At 40.3% G+C, this 25,551-nt stretch carries 18 protein-coding genes; 12 read left to right on the top strand and 6 right to left on the bottom strand.

Annotated elements, in window-relative coordinates; genetic code table 11:
• Window positions 1-102: 102 nt before the first annotated feature.
• Complete coding sequence (locus tag AN214_RS07670) at window positions 103-1,335, top strand: glycosyltransferase (protein WP_054979179.1); 1,233 nt, start codon at window positions 103-105, stop codon at window positions 1,333-1,335.
• A gap of 139 nt (window positions 1,336-1,474) precedes the next feature.
• Complete coding sequence (locus AN214_RS07665) at window positions 1,475-3,439, top strand: methyl-accepting chemotaxis protein (protein WP_054979178.1); 1,965 nt, start codon at window positions 1,475-1,477, stop codon at window positions 3,437-3,439.
• A 137-nt stretch (window positions 3,440-3,576) separates the two neighbouring features.
• On the opposite strand, the gene AN214_RS07660 is transcribed toward AN214_RS07665, so the two are convergent.
• Both AN214_RS07660 and AN214_RS07655 read right to left on the bottom strand, forming a co-directional pair.
• On the bottom strand, window positions 3,577-3,873 hold the full coding sequence (locus tag AN214_RS07660; protein ID WP_054979177.1) for an antibiotic biosynthesis monooxygenase: 297 nt from the start codon (window positions 3,871-3,873) through the stop codon (window positions 3,577-3,579).
• A gap of 146 nt (window positions 3,874-4,019) precedes the next feature.
• The gene (locus tag AN214_RS07655; RefSeq protein ID WP_082428524.1) at window positions 4,020-4,832 is read right to left on the bottom strand and encodes an ABC transporter substrate-binding protein; all 813 of its coding nucleotides are present in this window, start codon (window positions 4,830-4,832) and stop codon (window positions 4,020-4,022) included.
• Between the two features lie 348 nt (window positions 4,833-5,180).
• On the opposite strand from AN214_RS07655, the gene AN214_RS07650 reads away from it, so the two are divergent.
• From AN214_RS07650 to AN214_RS07640, 3 genes are all read left to right on the top strand, one after another.
• Entirely contained in the window at window positions 5,181-6,407 is a 1,227-nt protein-coding gene (locus tag AN214_RS07650) for a threonine/serine exporter ThrE family protein (RefSeq protein WP_082428523.1), read from the top strand.
• Window positions 6,408-7,400: 993 nt separating this feature from the next.
• Window positions 7,401-9,953, top strand: a complete 2,553-nt coding sequence (locus tag AN214_RS07645) for a TonB-dependent receptor (protein WP_054979175.1) — start codon at window positions 7,401-7,403, stop codon at window positions 9,951-9,953.
• Window positions 9,954-10,228: 275 nt separating this feature from the next.
• Window positions 10,229-11,614, top strand: a complete 1,386-nt coding sequence (locus AN214_RS07640) for a TonB family protein (protein ID WP_152960737.1) — start codon at window positions 10,229-10,231, stop codon at window positions 11,612-11,614.
• A 29-nt stretch (window positions 11,615-11,643) separates the two neighbouring features.
• On the opposite strand, the gene AN214_RS07635 is transcribed toward AN214_RS07640, so the two are convergent.
• Window positions 11,644-13,695 carry a winged helix-turn-helix domain-containing protein gene (locus AN214_RS07635; protein WP_054979173.1) on the bottom strand — a complete coding sequence of 684 codons (2,052 nt, stop codon included), beginning with the start codon at window positions 13,693-13,695 and terminating at the stop codon, window positions 11,644-11,646.
• 123 nt (window positions 13,696-13,818) lie between these two features.
• Here AN214_RS07635 and AN214_RS07630 point away from each other — a divergent pair, with 123 nt between their 5' ends.
• The gene (locus AN214_RS07630; protein ID WP_054979172.1) at window positions 13,819-16,446 is read left to right on the top strand and encodes a TonB-dependent receptor; all 2,628 of its coding nucleotides are present in this window, start codon (window positions 13,819-13,821) and stop codon (window positions 16,444-16,446) included.
• Between the two features lie 129 nt (window positions 16,447-16,575).
• Entirely contained in the window at window positions 16,576-17,931 is a 1,356-nt protein-coding gene (locus AN214_RS07625; RefSeq protein WP_054979171.1) for a hypothetical protein, read from the top strand.
• A gap of 248 nt (window positions 17,932-18,179) precedes the next feature.
• Here AN214_RS07625 and AN214_RS07620 read toward each other — a convergent pair whose 3' ends face one another.
• A complete protein-coding gene (locus AN214_RS07620; RefSeq protein ID WP_054979170.1) occupies window positions 18,180-19,181 on the bottom strand; it encodes a DUF2314 domain-containing protein in 1,002 nt (333 codons plus the stop codon).
• Window positions 19,182-19,368: 187 nt separating this feature from the next.
• On the opposite strand from AN214_RS07620, the gene AN214_RS07615 reads away from it, so the two are divergent.
• Entirely contained in the window at window positions 19,369-19,617 is a 249-nt protein-coding gene (locus tag AN214_RS07615; protein ID WP_054979232.1) for a type II toxin-antitoxin system Phd/YefM family antitoxin, read from the top strand.
• Entirely contained in the window at window positions 19,607-19,897 is a 291-nt protein-coding gene (locus AN214_RS07610; protein WP_054979169.1) for a type II toxin-antitoxin system RelE/ParE family toxin, read from the top strand. The genes AN214_RS07615 and AN214_RS07610 overlap by 11 nt, the downstream gene beginning before the upstream one ends.
• Window positions 19,898-20,182: 285 nt before the next feature.
• Here AN214_RS07610 and AN214_RS07605 read toward each other — a convergent pair whose 3' ends face one another.
• Window positions 20,183-21,412: an iron-containing alcohol dehydrogenase gene (locus AN214_RS07605; protein ID WP_054979168.1), complete on the bottom strand. Its 1,230-nt coding sequence runs from the start codon at window positions 21,410-21,412 to the stop codon at window positions 20,183-20,185.
• 108 nt (window positions 21,413-21,520) lie between these two features.
• Here AN214_RS07605 and AN214_RS07600 point away from each other — a divergent pair, with 108 nt between their 5' ends.
• From AN214_RS07600 to AN214_RS07590, 3 genes are read left to right on the top strand one after another with little or no spacing between them, the layout of a single operon-like run.
• Window positions 21,521-22,744: a paraquat-inducible protein A gene (locus AN214_RS07600; RefSeq protein ID WP_082428522.1), complete on the top strand. Its 1,224-nt coding sequence runs from the start codon at window positions 21,521-21,523 to the stop codon at window positions 22,742-22,744.
• The gene (gene pqiB, locus AN214_RS07595; RefSeq protein WP_054979167.1) at window positions 22,741-24,396 is read left to right on the top strand and encodes an intermembrane transport protein PqiB; all 1,656 of its coding nucleotides are present in this window, start codon (window positions 22,741-22,743) and stop codon (window positions 24,394-24,396) included. Before AN214_RS07600 ends, pqiB begins: the two co-directional genes overlap by 4 nt.
• Before the next feature lie 4 nt (window positions 24,397-24,400).
• Window positions 24,401-25,006, top strand: a complete 606-nt coding sequence (locus AN214_RS07590) for a membrane integrity-associated transporter subunit PqiC (protein ID WP_054979166.1) — start codon at window positions 24,401-24,403, stop codon at window positions 25,004-25,006.
• Here AN214_RS07590 and AN214_RS07585 read toward each other — a convergent pair.
• Window positions 24,981-25,475 (bottom strand): GNAT family N-acetyltransferase, encoded by a 495-nt coding sequence (locus AN214_RS07585; RefSeq protein ID WP_054979165.1) that lies wholly within the window; start codon window positions 25,473-25,475, stop codon window positions 24,981-24,983. The two genes, AN214_RS07590 and AN214_RS07585, sit on opposite strands and share 26 nt — an antisense overlap.
• Window positions 25,476-25,551: the final 76 nt, after the last annotated feature.

The following is a 25,551-nucleotide window of genomic DNA, read 5'->3' as shown; positions in this document are numbered from 1 at the left end:
TCGTAAAACGACTTCAAGACTATTGATTATAATTAGCTTACTCAAGCAATTGCGGTAAATTTACGATAAAATGCGCCGATTATATTTTTGTTGAGAAACACCGTGAAAGTTCTTGTTATTGGTTATGTGTGGCCGGAGCCTAAATCATCTGCTGCAGGCAGCCATATTTTGTCGATTATGCAAACATTTTTAGAGCAAGGCTGGCAGGTAGAATTTGCCTCGCCTGCGCAAAAAACGCCGCATATGTTTGACCTTAACAGCATTCACGTTTCAAGCGCTGAAATTACCCTAAATTGCGACAGTTTTAATGACTATATTGCGGCTTTTAACCCAGATATAGTGATGTTTGACCGGTTTATGATGGAAGAACAATTCGGCTGGCGTGTAGATACATACTGCCCTAACGCGTTAAAAATTCTTGATACGGAAGATTTACAGAGCGTTAGAAACGCACGCCATTTGGCACACAAAGCGGGACGCGCCCTACAAGCACAAGACTGGTCATCTGATCTTGCAAAGCGTGAAATTGCGGCCATTTTACGCTGTGATTTATCACTTATCATTTCAGACTATGAAATGAACTTGTTGCAAGCACAATACAAGCTTGAGCCAAGTTTATTGCATCACCTGCCCTTTATGTTTGATACCGATAAGTTATCAGAGAACCCACGCTTTGAAGAGCGCCAGCACTTTATCACTATAGGTAATTTTCGCCACGCGCCAAACTGGGATAGTGTGTTATTTTTGCAGCAAATTTGGCCACAGATCCGCAAACAACTTTCTACCGCAGAACTGCACATCTATGGGTCGTATCCACCACCAAAAGCCACTGCTATTTCTAATGAGAAAACCGGTTTTATTGTAAAAGGTTGGTGTGACGACGCCTATGAAGTAATAAAAAATGCCAAAGTGATGCTAAGTCCACTGCGTTTTGGCGCTGGTATAAAAGGAAAGTTTTTAGATGCCATGGTGTGCCAAACCCCTTCTATCACAACACCAATTGGCATTGAAGGCATGTTCGACAGTGAAAATTGGCCCGGTCTTGTGAGTGAGCACGCTGAAAATATTGTTACTGATGCAGTAAATTTATATTCGAACAGAGCACTGTGGCAACAAAAGTCATCTTTGTGCCATAACAAGCTGATTGAAAAATTTGCCAAAGCACCGCTAGCTTGCGATTTAATTGAAAGAATCAACTCGGTACGTAATGACTTAGAACAACATCGCTTGAACAATTTTACCGGGCAAATGCTTAAACATCATATGCATGCGAGCACAAAATATATGTCGCAATGGATCACCGAAAAAAACAAGTCGCGACACAACGACGAATAAAAACGATATTTATAAAATGAGTATTATTAATGATTTAACATTATTGCCTGTTTACAAACAGTAACAATTCTCATTATATGACAGTTATATTACAATGTAACATATTGTCCTTACTTTACTCTTAATCGTTTCAAACCGTATGAATCTTAAGCAAAAACTGTTATTTTCCTTTTTAGCGCTGGCATTAGTGCCAGTGTTTATTATTACCCTTATCGCAATTACAATCTCTAATAATGCACTTGAACAACAAGCATTTAATCAATTAACGTCGATCAAAAACATTAAAGCCACGGAAATACGCAATTACTTTGCCCAAAGCAAAGCCGATTTATCGTTAATTGCATCGTCATGGACCAACATGGATGATGTAACAAACGCAGAATTAGCCGAGCAAAAACACGACTACTTTAAACGCTTTATCGAAACTAATCAGTACTACGATTTATTCTTAATTGATTTAAATGGTGATATTTTTTACAGCGTTGCAAAAGAATCAGACTATCAAACAAACTTGCTTGATGGCCCTTACGCGCAATCTGGCTTAGCCAGCCTGTTTAACAAAACAACGCTAAACCAGCGCTTTAATATTGTCGATTTTTCGGCCTACGCACCGAGTAACAATGAACCCGCTGCTTTTATCGCACAGCCAATTACACAAAACGGCGAAATAAAAGGTGTGATTGCGTTACAACTATCAATCACCAAAATAAACACGTTAATGCAGCAACGCGAAGGTATGGGTGAAACTGGGGAATCTTATATTGTTGGGCAAGATCATCGCATGCGCTCTGACTCATTTTTAGACCCCGTTGGCCGCAGCGTTAAAGCGAGTTTCGCTGGTAATATAACCGATAATGGCATTAGCACGCTTGCTGTAACCAAGGGACTGAGCGGCATTAGTAATACTGAAATTATTCAAGACTACAATGACAACGCTGTCTTGTCGGCGTATATGCCAATCAACTTTGGTGATATAAGCTGGGTACTTATTTCAGAAATTGACGCAGCCGAGGCCTTTGCAGCAACCGAGAAATTAAAGTCATCGATTTTAATAATTTCGCTGTTTAGCTTGGTGTGTATTGTGGTTACTGCGCTACTCATTACCCGTTCAATTTTAAAACCAATTGGTGGCGAACCAAAAGACATTCATAAATTGGCGATGAAAATCGCTGATGGTGATTTAACACACCAATTTGGCAATCAGTACACCTTTGGTTTACTTAACTCGATGAAAAAAATGAACCAAAGTTTACATAGCATTATTAGTTCTATTATCTCGTCAAGCCAAAAACTAACTGGCATGGCTTCGCAAACAAGCTCTACCAGTATTCAAGCCAAATCTAGCTTAGAGGAGCAACACGTGAGTATTGAGCGCGTATCTGCTGCTATGCACGAAATGACTATTACCATTGAAGAAGTGGCAAATAACGCAAAAGACTGCTCTGAACAAACACAGCTGGCAAGCCTTAAAAGCCAGGAGGCAAATCGTGATATTCATGATGCACTCAGTGCTATCGAACAGTTAGAAACGTCATTAAACAAAGCTAACAGTGTTATTAATCAAGTCGAACGAAAAAGTATTGGTATAAATTCGGTGCTTGAAGTGATTCAAAGCGTGACTGAGCAAACCAACTTACTTGCGCTTAACGCCGCAATTGAAGCGGCCCGTGCCGGTGAACAAGGACGCGGTTTTGCGGTAGTGGCAGATGAAGTTAGGCAACTTGCCTTCAAAACGCAGCAATCTACTGCCAATATTGAGAAAATAATTTATGAATTACAATCAGATACACAGTGTGCCGTTACTGCGATAGAGCAAAGTACCGAGCTTGCTAATACCACATTTGAAAAAGCCAAAAACAGTGAAGCAACCATGCACGATGTTTTAGCTGATATGGATATGATGACGCAAAATACCGAGGCAATTGCAACTGCGGCTGCACAACAAAGTATTGCCGCTGAAGAAATAACCCAAAGCATTACCGCAATAAACAATGCAGCACTTGAAAACGCTGCGGGCGCAGAGCTCATTGCTGACGCCAGTTTACAGCTAAAAGCGCTTACTGATGAATTAAATGTGATCGGGTCTAAATTTAAACTTAGCTAAACTGAGTTAATAGTTTAAGTGCCCAAGTTTATGAAAGTGAAGCGCTTTTAAAAACTGGGCACTTTTAAAATACAGTTTTAAGTACATAACCAATACACTTCGTTTAAGTACTTAGAATCAGTGTTACGTAACCTTCATCACTTGCTTCTATCTTCTATTTCATCAAAGGTTTCAACCGAAATACGCTCGGCTATTGCTCGCATCTTCTGCATTTGATGGGGATTACAATTACCCCAAAATTGTTGCCAATGTTCGCGTGAATGCCACTTAGCAACTGTGAGTATTTTTTCTGGTTCATCACTAGAGCGCAGCATAAAACTACCAAGCGCCCCCTCTACAGTGTCATGAATCGTTTCGGTTGTTGTGCGCCAAATAGTTTGAAATGCTTGTTGCTGCGTTACTGGCACTTTCCATTCGTATACCACTCTAAACATACTATTCCCTTATAGTAATGCCAATTGCGTGTTGCGTCAGATTCCGGTGTGAAAACTCGATATGCCATTTTACAATGGTGAAGACGATTTATAACGCTAGCAAAATCGCCATTACTAAATCAAATGGTTAAATTTAACGTAATAAACTAACCATAAATACAGCGTTTGGCTAACGATAGTTCTGATTCTGAAATCACACTTTGTGCTGTCGGAATATAACGCTTTTTAATTAACTGAATTTCGTTACTTTGCTTTAATTCAACCAGCGCATTTTGTAGTTTCTCGACTATTTCAATTGGCATTGCCAAATTAAGCGCTAAATAATTGCCAAGTAATGCCTCATCGCTTATTACAAATACCGGTTCAACTTCGTGCAGTGCGAGCCTATCGCTATCTATGTGGTATTGAAGTGTATTGGCGGATGCAATAAATAAATCTAACTTGCCTTTTTTAAACGCGTCAACTTCACCAAATTTTTCTGAGTAAATAACGTAATTAACGTTTTCTTGCATGCCCCAATTTTGCAACACGTGTTCATAAACATCACCTTTGTTTAAACCCACGGTGTAATTGTTAAGTTGTTGTTTTGAATTAATATGAATGTCGCTCCGATGAGCTAATTTATAAAAGCATGCTGGGCTCGAGACTAATGGCCCTACCCATTGAAAATGTGCTTCACGGTCCGGCAATCGTGAAGTTGAAACCAGCCCAGCAAAACGTTTTGATAATGACAATGCCATTGCACGCTGCCAAGGATACATTTTAAATTTGCACTTTAAACCTGCGACTTCGCATGCGCGGGCAACAATATCATGATTAATGCCTTTGATTTTGTCGCCATCTCGAAAGTTGTAAGGAGGAAAGTGTTCAGTATAAATAGTGACAGTTACATTCTCATACGCCTGCACTAAATTACTAAAACATACAGTTATAATGACAAGTTTGACTATCCAGTTCACGTTTACACCTCAATATCCTTTTCATACCACACCATACTATTTGCACATTAATACGCTGGCAAACAATACTAATAGGCCACACCTAACCAATTAGTTACACACATTTAAGCACGTCATTCCATAACAATCGGCCTTGTCCTTTGACCCATGTTACTTTAACGTTAACATAAAATTAATAATTTATTTTATAAATTACCTTTGTTATCAATATGTATAAATTGATGCATTTTTTATTGATCTTGACCCGGATTTATTACAATTGTTGATATTTAACATAAACAAAACTAGACAAACCGTAAATAAAACATAAAATTTGCGAGTCATCACTGTATATGTAGATTTAAAACCTTGAACACAGCTAGTTTTACGCAAAAACGCCGCTTTATTGTAAAGCTTGGTAAAATGCTGCACAAATTCGGTACACCTGCTTACCGGCTAGAAGCTCATCTAGAAAATTTAGCAACATTTTTAGGCTTAAAAGCGTCGTTTATTATTACACCAACCGCATTAACATTTGTTATCTGGACAGAAGGCCACGAAGACGAATATACCCATGCGGCGCGTGTTTCTCCGGGTGAATTAGACCTAGGCGCACTTGCACGCAGTGATGAACTCGTTGATAAACTAACTGACTACACGATTACCTTGGAACAAGCCGATCACGCGCTTGATGAAATAGCTAATTTCCCAAATCCTTATAACCGTTTTATCACAGGTATCGCGTTCGTAATGTCGGCGGGTGCATTTGCCATGCTGATGGGGACAAGTTGGAACGACGTACTTTGGTCAACGTTAATTAGCAGTGTTATTTATTTGTTTGTGCTTTGGTCAGAGCGTTCAAAACGTGTCGCCCATATGCTTGAAGCTGTGGTTTCTATTGTTGCCGCCATTTTAGCGTGTGCGATAAGCGTTTACATCGACCCCGGCATCAATATACGTATGGTTATATTATCCGCCATCATTGTATTTATACCGGGCTTGGCGTTAACACTTGGCCTAGCTGAATTATCTGCTCGTCATTTAGTTTCTGGCACTGCGCGCGTAATGGATGCGTTAATGCTGCTCTTCAAGCTTTATTTTGGCGCCTTTTTAGGTATTGCAGTAGGCTTTTCGCTATTTGGTCAAACCGACTTTGTTGCACCACCACAAATGCCAAAATGGACTGCTTGGCTTGCCATCGCTATTTTATGTATGAGCTTAATCGTTATCTTTCGTACCAAAGCGAAACATGCGGTGTGGTCAATTGTCGCGGGGTTTGTCGCTTACGGTGCTAGTATCGCGGGCGCCATGTATTTAGATTATGCACTCGGCACGTTTGTTGGCGCATTTGCGGTTGGTGTTTACAGTAACTTCTTTACACGTGTTGCCAATGCACCCGCATGTATTGTGGCGATGCAAGGTTTGATCGTATTGGTTCCCGGAAGTAAAACCTATATAGGATTAAATTCGTTAATCTCGGGGCAAGAGTTTATTGCAAGTACAGGTATTGGCCAACAAACGTTTCTTATTTTTATGTCTCTGGTCGCCGGACTGATATTTGCGAACGTGGCGTTACCGCCAAAGAAAAGCCTTTAAGATATATGAGTCGCCAACCTAGGCGACTCACCTTTTCCACCCGCTTTATTCGTTAACCATGTTACAGCTATCTCAAACCTTAAATAGTTTTTCAATATCATGAGATCGAACGACTCAGTACTCGAACGAGCTGAGCCTGAGCCAATACCACCAGCGTAAGAAAATCCAACTAATAAAAGAACCTTGTTCTTAGCCGTATAACTACTTTCAAATATAAGTTTCTTTCAAATCAAAATGTGTTGTACCAAGCTGTTTGTTTGGTTTTTGAATCGTGTTATCACTTTGGGTATGTAAACTGACGCGCAATCGCTTGGCATTCTATATATGCTTTCTATATCATCCTTCTAATACCTTCATCTTAATACCTTCATCTGCTGCAAAAATTAACAACAAACCTCAAAACTTTCGTGTTCAATTTAAATAGCCTTTTAACTCTGTTCACACAAAAATGGTGTAAGTGTTTTCGAATGATCATTTTTTACTGAACTAATTGAGGCATTTTTACGGATATACAACATCAAGCGCTTATTTAAATCCACTTAGTAAACGCGAAAAGTGAACAACACAACTCACCGGTTACTTAAAACGCTTATTTCTTAACACGGCCAACTAAGCGGTATGCTCAGCGATAGCTTTTTAATAGCCGCAACAGAAAAATTTAACGATTAAATAACACATAAACCCTTTTTTCATCCGATTTCAATATCGAATAATTATATAAACCAATTAATCTTCTACAAACTTCGTTAAATAAACTTAATTTATTAAAAGCACACAAACTTTTAAGTCATTGTTTTTAAAATTTATTTAAAATTCACCCTTATAATTCATAACTATTCATAATCAATCAATACGATTCACAACTAATCATGTAGCTATTACCCCAGCTTAAAACACATTCCGCATTGGGCAATTGTTAACGGTGTGTGATTTAAGCAGACAGTTACCGTTAAAAAATAACAACTGATGGTTTTTACATCGCAAGGGGAAACAATGGCTATATCTACTAAGAATAAATTAAGCCTAGCTATTAGTCAGGCATTATTGGCTGCAAGCTTAAGCACAACATATGTACAGGCTGCAGAAGAAAACACTGCAGAACAAAGCGACGTTGAGGTAATTCAGGTCCGCGGGATCCGTGGCAGCTTAGTGAAATCACTTAATACTAAACGTTTTTCAGGTTCGGTTGTTGATGCCGTAACCGCTGAAGACATCGGCAAATTTCCAGATCAGAACGTAGCAGAGTCGCTTCAGCGTATTACTGGCGTATCGATTTCACGTAATTTCGGTGAAGGTGAACGAGTAAGTATTCGTGGTACGTCTGAAAGCCAAAACAGAACTTTATTAAATGGCCAAGCTGTGGGCTCAGTAGATTGGTGGACAAACTCCCCTGCTAGTCGTGGTTTTAATTACACTATGCTTCCTTCAGAAATTGTATCTGGACTTGAAGTCTATAAGTCACCAGAAGCCGATATTGATGAGGGCTCGATTGGTGGTACAGTGATCGTTCGTACCCGTAAACCACTAGAATTAGAAGCCAATAAAATCGCCGGTAGCATAATGGCGCAACACAGTGAAGTATCAGGTGAAACTGACCCACAACTAAGTGGTTTATATTCATGGAAAAATGAAGATGAAACCTTTGGTGCACTAATTTCAGTGGTACGTCAGCAACGTAATCTACGCCGAGATGGTATTGAATCATGGAGCTGGACGCATCGCGATATTGAAATGGAAGATGGTACAGTTCACAAAAATGTTTATAGCTCTGGTGGCGGTGGATCAGCTATGTTTTCGCAAGAGCGTATCCGCACAGGTTTCAATGCATCACTACAATACCGTCCAAGTGACGCCTTAGACATTACCTTTAATGCCCTTGATTCAACATTAGAAGCTAACAATGAAAACCAAAACTTCTTGTGGTTACCAGGTTATGGCGGTTCAAAATATCAAGACGTGACGATTATTGATCATGACAAAGTTGGCAAAATGCTAATTGCAGGCACACTCGGTTTATCGCCAGATGGTAATAATATTCTTGATGAGACCAAAGTACGTAACTCAGAACTTAGCACTGAGTCATACGATTTAAAAGCAGATTATCAAGGTGATATATGGCAAACCTCCGTGCACTTGGGTTATACCAAGGGTTCAGGTGGTTCACACGCTGACCGCAGCGTTGGCTGGGGTGGTAACTACGTGCATTCGTATGATGCGTCAAGTGTTGAAGATATGAAAACAAGCTATAGCGCTGATCCAGCTGATGGCACTAAATGGTCACTTGATTTTTTACGTTACGACCAAAATAACGCCAAAGACGATGAACATTATGTACAAGTAGACTTTAACCGCCCAGTTGATGTTGCTGTATTTAGTAATATTAAATTTGGTGCTAAATATCGCGACCACAGTCGCTATAATGAGAAACGTCAAACTGCAACACGTACCGATTTAGGCTGGTCATTAGCCGATTATTCGCTCCAAATGCCGTCAGATTATCTATCTGGCTTAGGCTCAAATGGCACACTTAAAAACTACGCCATTACTGATTCAAACAAAGTACGTCGTGAAGGTGATGCCCTTGGTTGGCAGTACAACTTATTAAAAGCAAGTACCTTTGAAGTAGAAGAGCAAATCCTGGCTGGTTACATTAAGGCGGATATTGACGCAGATAGCTTGCGCGGTAACTTAGGCGTACGTTTAGTACAAACAAACCAAGATACAGGCGCTTACGTTGGTGAAGATTGGCAAACGCAGTCAAAAGACTATTTTGACGTACTACCAAGCCTTAACTTAGCGATTGACTTAGATGATGACCTAATTATGCGACTAGCAGCTGCACGCGTAATGTCTCGCCCAGATTATAACTCAATGACTCCGTCTACTTCATACAACCTAGAAACTAAAACCGGAACAGGTGGTAACCCAGATATTGACCCGTATCGTGCAAATCAGTTTGATGTAAGTATTGAATGGTACTTTGATGAGGCGAGCTTATTCTCAGCGGCGCTTTTCCATAAAGATATTCAATCTTTCTTAGACTCACAGCTAACGCTTGAAACTCACGAAGGTGTTGGTATATTGGTAAATCGCCCAGTGAATGGTCGTAGCGGTACAATTCAAGGTTTAGAGCTTGCGGTGCAGCACGATATTTATCAAGGCCTAGGTGTAATGGCTAACTACACCTATGTTGATGGCGAAGCGAAAGGTCCAAATGGTGAAGATATCACTATTCCTGGTAACTCTGAGCATACTATTAACCTAAGTGCATACTATGAAAATGAGTACCTAAACGGTCGTATTTCATACAACTACCGCACAGGCTATGATACAGGCCTTGGTTGGCCGGGTTATGTAGACGATTACGGACAAATTGATGCCAATCTTAACTACAATGTAACCGAGAACATTACCTTAGTATTTGAAGCCATTAACTTAACCGACGAGCATACCTTTAGCTACCAAGAAAAAGGTGTAGAGCAAGCACTAACCGGTGTTTATGCCGATGGCCGTCGCTATGTTGCAGGTGTTCGATTTAATTTTTAATTCTGAAAAAGAGTTTCACTGCGCTTAATTGCGCAGAGCTAACACAGGACTGCCCCCTATTAGAAAACTCTTACACTTCAGAACCCCCCAAAACAGCGAATGTAATGTTCGCTGTTTTTTTCGCTTTCAATTATAGCGCTACAAGCCATTAAAATTTCTTAAAAAAGTCGAAATATCAATTCAATTCCGCAGTAAGTTTGCGTATTCTTAACCCACTTTTTCGTTTTTTCGTTGCAAAACGTTTAAACCCCCTTAGTCGATATTTGGTTTTGTCATTGCGTTATCTAATTACGACATTGTTGTTACTGTATTTTTCGCTTATGCATTTCGGCTTGAAAGCCGACTTATTGAGCGCGTCAGTTAACTATACCAATGGCGAATATCAAAAAGCCTTAGATGAATTTTCACAGCTTGCAAAACTTGGTAATAGCGATGCCATGTTTAATATTGCCGTTATGCATTTACACGGCCGTGGCGTAAAAAAAGACATCAACAAAGCGTATGCATGGTTTTCACTTGCCGGCGAATTCGGAATAACCGATGCTAAAAACACCGCAGAGTACATCGCCACGCAAACACAAGACAGTGACGCTTTACACCAAGCAAAGCAACAACTCGACGCTGAACTTAGCTATCAACGCTATGTGAACACATTAGCACCCCAATTTAACGAAACATTTAACACTTTAATTCAACCAATAAAGTCATTTAATGTTGATCCTGTTTATCCCGAACATGCGGTCGACCGCGGTATTGAAGGATGGGTATGGGTTGAATACGATATTGATGGTGCAGGAGCCGTGATCAACGCGCAAATCATTGATAGCTACCCACAAAAAACATTTGATAACGCCATGCTAATGGCGTTAAAACGCTGGCGCTTTAAGCAAAGCGAGCAACTTCCCATCAAACGTCGCAGTTTGCTTTATCACTTCACCACATTTAAAGGTAAACGTTATCAGCAAGGGTTTTCGCGCCAGCAACGTGAATATCAAAAACACATTGCTGAAGTCATTGAACAGGCGGAGAATGGCAATGCTTTGTGGCAATACCGCATTGCACAATGGCTTACTACAGATAAACACAACGCCTCTAAATTGCTTAAATACCATTGGCCAAAAGAAAGCGAAGCGCAAAATCTTATGCTAAATGCAGCAAAAAATGGTTATCCCTTCGCGCAATATCGTATTGCAACACAGTTACTTGCCGGCGATAAAACCGCCCAAGACCGTAAAAAAGGACTTAACTGGCTCTTACTAAGCGCTCAAAATGGTTTTGCATCGGCGCAGTACCGTTTAGGCATCGAGTTATTAGTTAAAAAATCAGTTCATTACGATATAGAAAAAGCACGCTTATGGTTAACCCAAGCAAGTGATAAAGGCCATCTGCTTGCAAAAACCGCGCTCACCCGACTGGCACTTAGCCAAGCTGATATTTCAGAAAAAGAATACAAAACACTGCATCAGCAAATCGATTCTGTGCTACAACAAAACGCAAATAACGCTGAAGCCTGGTACTTAAAGGCTAAACTTTCGTATCAACAAAATGATATTTCAAATGCAAACAAACAGTTAGACAGAGCAATTGATATCGCCAATGCTCAAAAAATTGATTTCAATGAAATGAAAGCACTGAAACGAAAGCTTGCTGCTAAATCTTAAGCTAAGGTTTAACCTTACTATCACATCGCTTAATTAGCAGTGGTTTTACTGATTAAAACCAAATCTGATTGGAGATTATCGACGAGATTCACAAGCACTTCCTTACCATCGTGAGAGCTAGTAATAGTCAGCGTATGATTTGGCGCATTACTAAATTTACTCAAGTCTGCGACTTCGCGATATTCTTGGCTATCAAATTGATAATCAAACAATAATAATGTTTCACCTTTTTTAACCATAAAATAAATGCCGTCTCGATAGACGCTTGGAGTGAATAATTGGCTTGAGGGTAAAATATTATCAATCAGCAGCGGATCAAAAACACGCTCAGCTAAATACGAAGCCACATGATTTGCATAATTTCGAAAGCCCGTTGTCATAAGCGTTCTGTATTCTTGATTAGCAAGCATAAAGTCTAATACTAACGACTGTGCGTTCGGCTGTGCTAACCCGGTAGACAAGTCAAAATACCAATTATTGCTGCTATTGCCGTCGTTTTTTGCATAGAACACGCCATCGCCTTCTTTTTGCCAATACACATTGTCAAACTGCCCTTCTGCCATGGTAATACTATTTTTAGTTGTTAAATCAATCAGCGAAAGATGGGAATCTAAATAGCCTAACAGTAAAAAATTGCCGTTTGGTGAAAACGACATAAGTTCAGGCACGTTAGACTTTGAAAGTGGCGTAATAAACTGCACACTGTCACTATTAACATGGCTAAGCCAAACGTCAGCCTTATTTGAACGTTTATTTAAGGTTAAAAATGCATACTTGTTGCCCGTGTGCGATACAACCGGCGCACGTACCGCATTCATTGACGACCCTAATTGTTCAACACCATCGGATGAAACCGAGAATAACCCCGTATTTGACTGGCTTTTACTTAATAGAATATCACCATTTTTGGTATTAATGCTGATTTCATCAATATCGCCACCCTCAATATTCATAGCGCCAATACGCTTATTTTGTTTATAAAGCGCCAACTTGTTGGATACAAGCCACAGCGTGTTATTGTGGGCCGCGAGCTTTTTAATACCACGCTCTTCATGAGACAGCGTTGTCAAAAGCTTGCCATAAAAATCGCGTTTTTCCACGGTGTTTGTTGCCGTATTGAGTGTGAATAAATGATCGTTGCTCACACTTAATTCATCAACATTCTCAACAATCACATTTGGGCTATCAACCGCACGGGGAAACGGCTCAAAATTTAATGAATAACGCACAACATTGTGATTAAAGTGGGCTATTAGCTGGTTATCTTGCGGCCAACTCAATGCCATTTTATGCAAACTAGGCGGACAATCGGCTAGTTTGCTGTCGAGTGATAAACGCCACGTTTCTATCGCACTCGCCGTTGATATCACCCGAATATTGCATTGCAACGCGTCGTTGCGAATATACGCCAACCATTTTTGATCAGGGGAAAATACACCGCGTTGCTCAGAGTAATTGGCGTTTTTAATCACATGGGAAATCTGTTGCTGTAAGTCCATTACTGCTAAGTCGGTATTGCTTTTACCAATTGCACGATAGTTGAACACCATATAGCGCCCGTCATTTGAAAAAGACGCGCCCTGCTCTACGCCACCTCGCTGAGTAATGCGTCGCTCGGTATAATCATCGCCAAGCGTATAAGGCTTACTTAGATGCGAAAGCCCTAAGCTAAATAACCCACCTAACATTAAACATAATGCCCCCACAATCGCGACATTTTGCTGCTTAAACGATGCCGCTTTATGTTCAAGGTGTGTCGCGGTCGCAATTAACTGATAGCCTACTCGCGGTACGGTACGAATAATACCTTGATCGTTACGATCGTCACCGATCGTTTTGCGCAACTGAGTAACCAACTTACTGAGCGAGTTATCGCTCACAATCACATTTGGCCAAATTTTATCGAGCAACTCATCGCGCGATATTGCCTGCCCTTGCTGTTCAATCAGTAGCGCCAACAATATCAGCTGCTTACTTTCAACCTTATGCCATGTACCACTTCGTTTAATTCGCATTGCGCTGAAATCAACTAAAATTTTGTCTATTTGAATTAATGAGTTAGGTAACGAAGTGAGTGACAAAATTAGTCTAGCCTTATAGCACGTATAACAGTATTATGGTGATTGCATTTTAAGCGTTAACAATCGCTCAGTAAATACACGCAGTTCATATAATTCAGTCGTTTAAAGTGCAAAGGGGATCATATGCAAACACACAATAATAAACAGGCACAACACCTTCGCTTTAAATTACGCGCAATGTCTTTGGCATCGATAACTGCGTTTCTCTCTAACGGCGCGTTTGCAAATACTCCCGACATCGATCTCGACACCATTGAAATACGTGGCATTCACAAGAGCTTATTACAATCCCTTGCCGATAAAAAACAACATTCGGCAATTAGCGATGTTCTGAGTGCCCAAGAAATCGGTAAATTTCCCGACAAAAACGTCGCTGAAGCGCTTCAGCGTGTTACCGGTATTTCGCTTACGCGTGTCATGGGCGAAGGTGAGCGTATTGGTGTGCGCGGCACGACGCCAGGGCAAAATAGAACGTTTTTGAACGGTCAAAATATCGCTTCAGCGGATTGGTGGATTTCATCGCAGCCAAATCGTGGCTTTAACTACACCATGTTACCCGCTGAACTGGTTAGCAAATTAGAGGTATTTAAAACGCCACAAGCGAACCAAGACGAAGGCTCTCTTGGCGGAGCGATTAATATAAAAACCCACCGGCCACTTACAACCGACACTCAATTTATTGTCACGCTGCAAAGCCAATATAGCGACTTATCAAACGAACTAGACCCGCAACTTGCTGCCTTTTACAACTATGTAAACAGTAATCGCGATTTTGGTATGTTGTTTACCTTAAACCGTCAGCAGCGCACCTTACGCCGAGATGGTTTAGAGTCTTGGGGTTGGCATCAGGCACACTTTAAAACACGCGATGATGGAAAATTAGTATATAGCAATTATGACAGCGCTGACATAAAAGACATTTGGACACCAAGTGGTGGCGGCTCTGCGGTGTTTCAACAAGAGCGCTTGCGTACCAGCGCAACCATGGCGATTGATTATCAGCCAAGTGCCACATGGCAATTTGAATTTGATGCCTTGTATTCACAGTTAGATGCAGACAACACTAATCAAAACTTTTTGTGGCAACCGTCAAACGTATTCTCACGCGGTGGCGTAATTAACGACTATCAAATCATCAATAATACCTTGGCGTACGCCGATTACTCGAAGGTAGACCCCACAAACGCAGAGCCTTTTAGTACCTCTATGGAAGCAATTTGGCGTCAATCAACCATTAAAACTAACAGTATTAACGTTAAAGCAATGCAGTCTGTTAACTTGTGGCAAAATGAATACCAGTTCGGCTTTACCCGCGGTAGCGGCGGTACGTACGACGACAATACATCGCAGTGGTCGGCTAATTCAGGGTTTAGCGTCGATACCCGAGACAAACGCGACATTAAAACCCACTATGAACTCAATCCAAACCAAGCTGAAAACTGGTGGATAAGCGAAGTTAGAAACGACTCTCAGCACTCCGTTGATCAAGAGTGGTATTTACAAGCTGATTTTTCAAAAGCGCTTATTCATAATCTTATCGACAGTGTTGATTTTGGTATTAAATATCGCAATCACCAACGTGATTTTGAACGCTTACGTTCAAATAATGGCAGTTACAGCGATATTAAAGATACACTCCATTGGACGCTCGCTGATTTTAGTGCCCCCTTTCCGAAGGACTATTTACACGGCATTGGTTCCGATGAAACACTTAAACACTATGCATTTGCCGATACGCAATCGCTTGCAAATGCCTATGGCGATTACCCATTTGAGCAGCAGGTAGAGCAAGCCAGTCGTTTTGATATTCAAGAACAAACCAGTGCTTTATACACCAAGCTAAATCTACTTACCGACTTATTCCGCGCGAATGTGGGCGTACGCATTGTTAATACCATTCAAGATGCGGGCGCCTATCAGCAAATCGCATCGCCGAGTACTGCCCAAACTAATTTTGTGTGGCAAGAACAAAGCAAGCATTACACGGATATTCTACCAAGTTTTAACTTGAACTTTGATTTAAAACGCGACCTCGCGTTTCGCTTTGCCGCTGCAAAAGTTATGGCGCGCGCCGAGTACAATCATTTAATGCCATCGACCAATTACAACGTTACACAAGCACAAGGACAAGGCGGCAACCCTGACCTAGACCCATACCGCGCGACTCAATTTGATATGTCACTCGAATGGTATTTTTCAGATATTGGTTTGCTATCGGTTGCCGCGTTTGCCAAAGACGTAAAATCATTTATTGAGTTTAAACGTCAATTAGAAGTACACGAAGACATACTAATGACCATTGACCGACCGATTAATGGCGCAGGCGGTAATGTTTGGGGTATTGAATTGAGCTATCAGCATGAGTTTTTTCAAGGCCTTGGCATTATTACAAACTACACCTTTGTTGATGGTAAACGCGATGGTAACACCGAGCAGCAAGCTTTTATTCCAGGTACTTCAGAGCATACCTTTAACCTAACCGGTTACTTTGAAAATGAATGGCTGAGTGCCCGTATTTCCCACAACTATCGTACAGAATTCGCTACCGGCGTTGGCCTTGAAATGCAAGATGACTTTTCGCAAATTGACGCCACATTTAGCTATCATATTAATGAGAATTTATCGCTTAACCTTGAAGGGTTAAACCTAGGTGACGAAATTAGCTACCTCTATGAAGGCAGTCATTACTCACCCAAAGCGGTTTATCGTAACGGCAGGCGCTTTTATGTAGGGGTACGTTTTACTTACTAAAACTGTGAGAATATGTTACTCACGTGACTTAGTGTAACCCATTGTAATAGTAGGTAAAAATTGTTATACCATTGATTTTCCCATGACATACTCAGGGTAGATAACAACCCAACTCATGGAAAAACAATAATGATAAATGTTAAAAATACAACGCTGTTCCTCGCCATTTCTATGCTTGCAGCCTGCGGTAGCAGTGACGATTCATCCGGCACTGGTTTCGTACAAATGTATAATGCCAGTGCCAACAGCCCAACGGTTTATCTAGAAATCGACAATACCGTACGCACCGGTGCAACGTTTGGTGAAGTAACCATCCGCCATAACTATAACCGTGACGACTACGCGTTAAACTACGTTTATTTAAACGATAACGATGACTATATACCGCTACTGAGTGACGACGACACACTTACCATTAAAAGCGATGTAAAGCTGTTAAAAGTCTTATCGGGCGACTACAACGAGCCACGCATTGACGAATTTGCAATTAGCGAATTTGACGGCGAAGACAAAATTCAAATCAGCGCCATTAATACCATTTCAGATCAGCAAGAATACGATATTTACCTTGCTAAAGACGATTACGCTTTTGTGGATGCCGAGCTATTAACTTCAACCCAATATTTAGCGCTACCTGAGCTACAACAAAAAAGCGAAGATCATTACACCTTTTACATCACCCTCGCTGGCAACGATGAGGTTATTTTTCAATCGAGTATGGTGGAGCTTGATGATGAACAAAGCTATATTGCCATGTTGCGCCCGAGCTTTTCATCACAACCAGGTGGCATTACACTTGATTTAGTTTCTGATGGTTCAAGCGTTACCTCGCTGACCCATGTTGATGCCATGTCGCAAATGCGTTTTTACAACGCGATTGATGAGTACGCAGCCGTTACCTTTAATGCACTTAGCACCAAAGACGATATTACAACGCCAGCAACCCCATCCGACACAGTAACCGATTATTTTCCAGCGAACGCAGGCACCTTTACCCTGTCGATGTTAGATAGCTCAAACAACCCTATCGTGAATAATTTTGTTGAGGCAGTTAACAAAAACACCTCGCTTATCAGTATTTTCTATCAACATACTGACGATTATCCTGCAATGATATCAATTACTGAGGATTTAACGCCAAACGCGGTATCGCATAATGTGCAAGTTGTTAACCTGATTGATCACTCACCATATGATACAAATATCGCCAAAGTCGATATCTATTTTACTGAGGGTAATGAAACCATTGACGACACCACAAGCTACATCAAAAACATTGACGCATTCGCAACAAAATCGCTGACATTAGACTCTCAAAGTTACGATGTAACCGTCACTTATGAAGTAAACAACCAAACTATCAGTGTTTTACAAATGGCAGATATCGACTTTTCACAAACCGGTAATTACATTTTGATTTTGGAAGAAGATTCGAACGCCACAAGCGGCTATAAAATTACTCAACTAAAAACCCTTGCCGAGTAACCTTAGCTATAAACGGTAATCAATCGCGGCGCAATCGTATAAAACACTGTGCGCCGCGTTTGATATTAACTACTCGCTAATTAAGTTTGATTTTAAACGCCAAAGTTGTCTAAAAGAAGTAATCAAGTATGGCAGGAGACTAGGTGCTATTAACTGTCATTGGCTTAAAATAGTCGGTTATAATTAGCGACGCAGGAGCAAAAGCCAAGAGTTTTCCTTCCTTTTGACTAAATTGCTAGGTTTCGAAATTAAAGCTCTAAAATTTCTTTAGGTATTTCATATTTATAACTACTAAAGAACCTATCCAATTCATAATCAGACATCCTACTTAAATTTACCCTCAACATATACCCGCCGTGAACTACTCCGTTTTTTATCGCCATCCAGTCCGATACGTCTTCAAACCTAGCTGTATAATGTTGTCCAAATCTGACATGTAATGCCTCAACTGGATGATTTTTTATTTCACCAACAATCTTACTATTTATGTAACTAACATTACTTAACCACATGTGTTCACGAGAACCATCACCTACAGGTATTGCTACTTTGACCTGCAATTCGATATTTTGGCTTCTTAATTCCGGTATTTTATTTAATAACTCAGGTAGAGTTTTCTTTGCCTGGGACATTGCTACAAGCATTTTTGGGTCTTCATAGGCAAAAAATTCATTAGCAGTTGGGTTAGCCTGTAGATAATTACAATAATAACTTTGACTAAGTATAGGTTTGCACAACCGAAACCTAATTTCCCTTGAATATCTAGCTAATTCAGGCATAGGGATATTATTCATAAAGTCTGTGCCTAATTTTCTTTCCTCGATCTCTTCATTTGATAAACGAATAAAATCTTCAAAGTTTTGTAACTCTTCTGGCGTTAATAGACTTAAATTAAGCTCAATTGAATCTTTTATAAACTTGGTATGTAGTTGGACTTTACTTATAACTTGAGAAATATCTTCACTCTTTTCAAATTCAAAAGCTAGGAGTTCAATTTGATGAAAATCATATGCTAACCGTTCCATCGTATGAAATCTTTTATGCTCATTCTGAGCCTGTTTTTTATGCTTTACTCTTTGTTCTGAATACTCGACATAGATGGAGATAGAAGCAGAGATTAAAGCAAAAAAGAAAATTAACCAGCCAGTTTTTGTAACTCTTTTAATTCCAGTCTGTGATGCATCCCATGTCTCTCCTTTTATAGCAATAATTGCAGTTACAAAAGCCGTGATAATTAAAAAATACTTCATTTTAAACCTAACGCCGCGTTAAGTGGTTAGCAACGCATACCACTACATTTTAAGTATTGTGCCGTAAACACCAAAGATGAAGCAAACCGAAAATTCCGAGCGTTGGGAAACCGTGTTAAACGCCTTGTTATACCGCTTGATTAAGGCTAAAATGACCAATATAAAGACCATTTATAAGACCTATTATATGACCACTAGAATTTTAGCCGATGTTGCTGCAAGCATTACTGAGTTGAAAGCTAACCCTATGAAAGTTGCAACTAGCGCTTACGGCGAACCTGTTGCTGTACTAAACCGAAATGAACCAGCATTTTATTGCGTACCTGCCGAAGCGTACGAAATGATGATGGACAGACTTGAAGATCTTGAACTACTAGCTATCGCTAAAGAGCGTGAGCCTGAAGAGAGCCTTTCGGTAAATATTGATGAGCTATAAACTCAACTTTAAAAAGAGCGCACTTAAAGAGTGGACAAAGCTTGGTTCTACTCTGCAACAACAATTTAAGAAAAAGCTAATCGAGCGCTTAGATAACCCACATGTTCCGGCTTCAAAGCTTTCTGGAGCTGACAACATGTATAAAATAAAGTTGCGTCAATCGGGCTACCGTCTCGTTTACAAAGTTGAAGACGATGTCATCATTGTAACCGTCTTAGCTGTCGGGAAACGCGAACGTAGCGATGTTTACCGTAAAGCCATGAAAAGGTTAGATGATTAATTGCGGTATAACTGTTTATTAAGAGGCAAGTTGCTTCTTTTTCTACCGCAACTTCGCCTGTTTACATTCTAAAGCGATTTATAACACTAATAATTAGTTGTTATTAGTTAGCTAGTTATTTGAAAATTAACATTTTATAAGTTACAAAAACAGGCTTAGTTTTTTACTTCTAACAACAAAGAGTTCTGTATGTGTACGGAGTAATTTATTCAACAACCTCTCTTCGCTCACCACCTAACACATATCCCCCTAAAACAAATAACAATATAAAGAGTACCCCGAGTTTTACGCTAAAACTTGCTGTAAAACGTGGTCAAACCGATTGCTTGACCAAAATTCTGGTACAGGATAATCAGGGTGTGCTTCTTTCATCGCTGCGGTTGTTATATCTGGGATATCCTTAGCATCAAGCTCATCTACTTTGGTTGGAAGATTCGCCAATACTTTTAATTCACGTACTTTTTCAATTACCAGCATCGCTTTTTGTGATCGGTCGTCAATTTTTTTATCACCTTTATCACCTAGATCACAATAATCAGCAATAAGTGCCAATTTATCATGTATTGTCTCGCCATACTCCGTTAACACCACATCCAGCAAGATGGCATTAGCAAGGCCATGGGCGACGTGATATTTCGCACCAAGTTGATGAGCAATGGCATGCACATACCCTACCGATGTGCGGGTAAACGCTTCGCCCGCATAAAAGGATGCGTTTAGCAGGTTTTCTCGTACCTTAATATTACTTGGCTCTTGAATTACTAATGGAAAATTCTCAAAAATGAGTTTGCATGCGCTTAACGCTTTTTGATTAGTAAATTGCGTGCCGTTAATACCTATAAATGCTTCTATAGCATGTGTTAACGCATCCATAGCGGTTGTGGCGGTAATAAATGGCGGTAAGCCTTTGCTTAATTCAGGCATTAATAACGCGTATTTTGGCGCTAAACAGTAATCTGCAATTGCAAATTTGTCTTGTTGTTTGCGATTTGAAACCACGGCTGCAACTGTTGTTTCTGAGCCTGTACCTGCGGTAGTTGGCACTGCGGTTAGCGGTGGTAAACGGCGCACCACTTTAAACAAGCCACGTAATTGCGTGAGTGTTTTATGCGGCTTTGCTGCACGCACCCCGATTAGTTTTGCGCCATCAATCACCGAGCCACCACCAATTGCAACAATGCCTTGGCACTTATCTTGTGTATAAAGCGTAAAACCCGATTCAATTTCGTAAATATCAGGATCAGGTAAAATATCTGAATAAATAGAGGTGCGAATGCCGGCACTTTCAAGGGCAGTAATTACAGGTGCTGCTATACCGAGCGTAAGCAAAGTTTTGTCGGTAACCACCAATAGACGTTCAATACCTTGTTGTTTTAGTTCAGCAAGCCAACTATCAAGTTGTGCGCTTTTAAAGCACTTAGGTCGTGGAATAGGATAAACAAACAATGCAAGGCGTAACGCCATGTGATAGCAACGATACAGCAGCCGTTTAGTCAGTCCAATTGATTGCGCCATGGTTGTACTCTTTTATTGTTATTAGAGCAAATATCCTAGCACAACTTCTTGCCTTACAATCAAGGATATAAGAAAATCAAAGAGTAACAAGACAAAGTAAGCACCTGAATGGAAATACAACTCGCGTGTCATCACTGCGATCAAATAGTCAGTATCCCAACGCTCAGCCATGGGGAGCATGCCTATTGCCCAAATTGTCATACCTTATTAAGCCGCACAATTAACGCGCGCGCTCAAAAAGTGGTTGCGCTTAGTATCGCGTCACTTATCTTACTATTTAGCGCCTTACTCTACCCGTTTATATCGTTTAGCAACCAAGGATTAAGCCAAACCATCAATTTGCTAGACGCGGCAAAAATATTGTTTTATCAAGATAACTTTTTCGTCGCTGCACTGATTGATATCACCATTATTGGTTTGCCTTTTGTGTTGTTAACCCTGTTTATACCGCTTCATATGGGGGCTTTGTATGTGTTACCTAAACCGCTTTCGCGATTTTGCTTAAAAACTATTTACTACTTAAAACCTTGGGTTATGTCGGAAATATTCCTAATTGGTGTGCTGATCAGCATGATTAAAATTATGGCAATGGCTGAAATTACCTTTGGTTTAAGTTTTTGGGCGTTTTCCGCTTTTGTGCTGTGTTATTCGCTCACACTATATTATTACGACAGCCATAGTTTGTGGCTACAACTCGCCGACCAAAACAAAATAGCAATTGATGAAAGCTTAGGCTCACGCGCTAAAAATCAAAATTTGCGGGCGTGTCATGTTTGTCAGTTATTAACTTACGAAGATACGTGTTCGCGCTGTAATAGCAAAACGTCGGTACGCAATACACAACATATTCAATGGGTTTTAGCATTTACCATCACGTCGCTAATTTGTTATATACCAGCGAACTTTTTCCCTATAATGCACACTTGGATTTTCTCAATTGACGAACCTTCCACTATTCTTAATGGTGTTTTTACACTGTGGCAGATTGGCTCGTACCCAATCGCTATCATTATTTTTATAGCCAGTATCTGTATTCCTATCGGTAAATTGTTTGTATTATTTTGGCTGTGTTATTTAGTTACAAAAAAACAACACATTAGTAGAAAACAAGCAGCACGTGCTTATGTTTTAATAGAGCTAGTTGGCAAGTGGTCGATGATCGATGTGTTTGTTGTGGTTATTTTAGTTTCATTAGTACAATTAGGCGTTTTAATGTCGATAACAATTGGTGTTGGTGCAATCTTTTTTGCAATTATGGTGATCACCTCTATGATTGCTGCGCAACTATTCGACCCACGTTTAATCTGGGATAAAAAGAGGTTTTCTGAATGAGCCCTACTGCCGCTATTAGTAAAAAGCGAACGCTCTCACCTATCTGGATCATTCCACTTATTGCCGTGTTTGTAGCAAGTTGGATGTTTTATCAATACCAGCAAAGCCAAGGCACGACCATTTACATTACCATGCCAAATGCAGAAGGCGTGATCCCCGGCAAAACAGAAATTAAAGTACGCAGTGTAAAAATGGGTGTCATTGCCCAAGTGCGCCTTGCTGAAGATCAAACCACAGTTGTTGCACGCGCGGTAATTGACAAAGATTACGAGCATTTACTTAATCAAGACGCAAAAATATGGATTGTTAAAACACGCATTGACGAAACCGGTATTTCAGGGTTAAACACTTTGTTGTCGGGTGTTTATTTTGAATTTTTACCGGGTGAAAGTGATGCCAGAACCCGTCAATTTACGCTACTAGATACGCCGCCCCAAATTCCCGATAACATAAAAGGTCAGCGCTATTTGCTTACCAGTAAGAATACCAATGTAATCGATGTTGGTACCACAATTTATTATAACGGCTACAGCGTTGGACAAGTTGAAACTGCTAAGTTTGATTGGCAACAGCAAATTATGCGCTATGGCATTTTTATTCGCTCTCCTTATGAAAATCTAGTCACAGAGAATGTGGTGTTTTGGGTGAACTCAGCGATTGAAGTTAACCTGTCGGCGGATGGAATTAATTTTAAAACCAGTTCTCTTGCAAAAATGCTTAAAGGCGGTATTTCGTTTGCTATTCCTGAGGGCGAAAAACCCGATGCTTTAGCTAAGCAAAACCAAACGTTTAGACTAAACAGCGATTACCAAAAAGCGTTAGAACATCGCTACGACGAATACGATTACTATGTTATTCAGTTTGAGCAATCAATTCGCGGTCTAACACCGGGCGCACCAGTTGAATATCGCGGTATTCGTATTGGTACTGTTGAAGAAGCACCAGCGATGTTAGTGATTGATAATCGCCCTGCCCATTTTTCAACTGATAGTACGGCTGTACCGGTTAAGATTAAAATTGAATATAAGCGTATCTTCCACGATACCAAAATTGCCAAAGAGTTCTGGCAAAATAGCTTGGATGGCTGGATTGAAAAAGGCTTAAGAGCATCGCTTAAAACCGGTAATTTACTCACCGGTTCAATTTATATTGATTTTGATTTATACCAAGATGTTGAGCCATTTCAGCAATCTGAATTTGCTGGTTTAAAAGTGTTTCCAAGTACCTCTAGTGGCTTTAGCGTAATGGCGAACCAAGTATCGGAATTACTAGCGAAGTTTAATAATTTAGATATGCAAACACCGCTAAATAGCTTTGATAAAACAATGAACGAATACAACACATTCGCCGTTGAACTGCGCGAACTGTTAAATCGTAAAGACACGCAAACTCTGCCTAATGAGTTTAATGAAACCTTAGCGCAAGTAGAAAAATCGATGGCAACATTTGATGAAACCATGTTGCAGTTTGAAAAAACCATGTCAGATTACGAAAAAGGTTCAGCTATTTATCACGAATTAAACAGCACACTTGATCAGTTAAAACAATTAGCAGAGCAATTGCAGCCGTTGTCAAAAGGCTTAAACGAGCAACCTAATATGTTTATTTTTGATAAACAATTGGCAACCGATCCAACCCCAAGGAAACAATAACACAATGCGTATTTTACTGGTTTCAGTTCTTTTTTTATTATTGGGCGGGTGTAGCAGCCAAGTTGACACTATTAGTTATTACCAGCTTGATGGTGGCGAATTTGCGCCAAGTAAATTAGGCAAACAAGCGCGCGCTAATATTATCGTGAGTAACCCTAAGTTAACCGGGCATCTTGCCAATCGTGGTATTGCTGTTGAGGTTGCGCCACTACAAATTCAAAGCGCCAACGGCCATTTGTGGAGCAGCAGTCCCAGTGAATTGTTACTGCAAGCAAGCGTGGTTAATCTGGATAACCAGTTGTCGCAAAGCCGTGTTATTCCCCTACAGTTAGAATCTGCAATTAATGCCACGTTACCAACCTTTCGCGTAGATTATTATCTGACTAAGTTTCAAGCGAATCAAAACGGCGAAGGTGTAATAGCGGGCATAGTGACGGTATATAAACTTGAGCATACCTCGGCCACTATCGTGTATAGCCAAGGCTTTAATCAAGCTGTATCGCTTAACGATGACGGCTACGGCCCGCTTGTTAGCGCGTTAAATAGCGCATGGAACAATGTCAACAACGCGGTTGCAACTGAGCTTAAAGCGCTAATTGATAAAGGTTAGAAACCCCGTCATAACCGGCAAGTTCAAATTGCTTAATAAACTTAAAGCCAAGTTTTTCAAGCACGTTAATTGACGCATTATTAGTGGGTGAAGTGATGGCATTTAATGTGTCAAAGCCGTGTTTACTGCGGGCACGTTCAATGGTTTTGCGCGCGGCTTCTGCCACATAACCTTGCTTTGTAAACTCATCAAGTAACGAATAGCCAAGATCAGGAATATCAAAATCAGGGCGTGTTACTAAACCACATACGCCAACAAAACAATCACGGTCGAGATCTTTTATACCCCATAACCCATATCCATATTGCTGGTAGGGCTTAATGTACTTCTCTTCAAGGTGTTTTGCAGCACTGGTTAGGTCATACACCCCTTTATCACCAATGTGCTCTCTAAAACTCGCTTGCGTTACTAACTTAAAAATGAATTCAGCATCGGCAGTGGTTAATTCTTGTAGCGCGATATTTTTCACATTTATCCTTACAACTGAACAATAAATAAAATATACAATTTTATTTTAAATATAACTAGAGCGTGTTGGCCTTTAC

Origin of the sequence: Pseudoalteromonas sp. P1-9, assembly GCF_001399975.1 — a bacterium.
In the GTDB taxonomy this organism is placed as follows: domain Bacteria; phylum Pseudomonadota; class Gammaproteobacteria; order Enterobacterales; family Alteromonadaceae; genus Pseudoalteromonas.
The sequence above is the reverse complement of the archived record's forward strand: the minus strand, read 5'-3'. Positions and strand labels throughout refer to the sequence as shown.

Bases quoted from the DNA above. Each gene is read 5' to 3' on its own strand.
- pqiB (WP_054979167.1), top strand. From the start codon at position 22,741: ATGAGCCCTACTGCCGCTATTAGTAAAAAGCGAACGCTCTCACCTATC.
- AN214_RS07605 (WP_054979168.1), bottom strand. From the start codon at position 21,412: ATGGCGCAATCAATTGGACTGACTAAACGGCTGCTGTATCGTTGCTAT.
- AN214_RS07600 (WP_082428522.1), top strand. From the start codon at position 21,521: ATGGAAATACAACTCGCGTGTCATCACTGCGATCAAATAGTCAGTATC.
- AN214_RS07590 (WP_054979166.1), top strand. From the start codon at position 24,401: ATGCGTATTTTACTGGTTTCAGTTCTTTTTTTATTATTGGGCGGGTGT.
- AN214_RS07615 (WP_054979232.1), top strand. From the start codon at position 19,369: ATGACCACTAGAATTTTAGCCGATGTTGCTGCAAGCATTACTGAGTTG.
- AN214_RS07625 (WP_054979171.1), top strand. From the start codon at position 16,576: ATGATAAATGTTAAAAATACAACGCTGTTCCTCGCCATTTCTATGCTT.
- AN214_RS07610 (WP_054979169.1), top strand. From the start codon at position 19,607: ATGAGCTATAAACTCAACTTTAAAAAGAGCGCACTTAAAGAGTGGACA.
- AN214_RS07620 (WP_054979170.1), bottom strand. From the start codon at position 19,181: ATGAAGTATTTTTTAATTATCACGGCTTTTGTAACTGCAATTATTGCT.
- AN214_RS07630 (WP_054979172.1), top strand. From the start codon at position 13,819: ATGCAAACACACAATAATAAACAGGCACAACACCTTCGCTTTAAATTA.
- AN214_RS07665 (WP_054979178.1), top strand. From the start codon at position 1,475: ATGAATCTTAAGCAAAAACTGTTATTTTCCTTTTTAGCGCTGGCATTA.
- AN214_RS07645 (WP_054979175.1), top strand. From the start codon at position 7,401: ATGGCTATATCTACTAAGAATAAATTAAGCCTAGCTATTAGTCAGGCA.
- AN214_RS07660 (WP_054979177.1), bottom strand. From the start codon at position 3,873: ATGTTTAGAGTGGTATACGAATGGAAAGTGCCAGTAACGCAGCAACAA.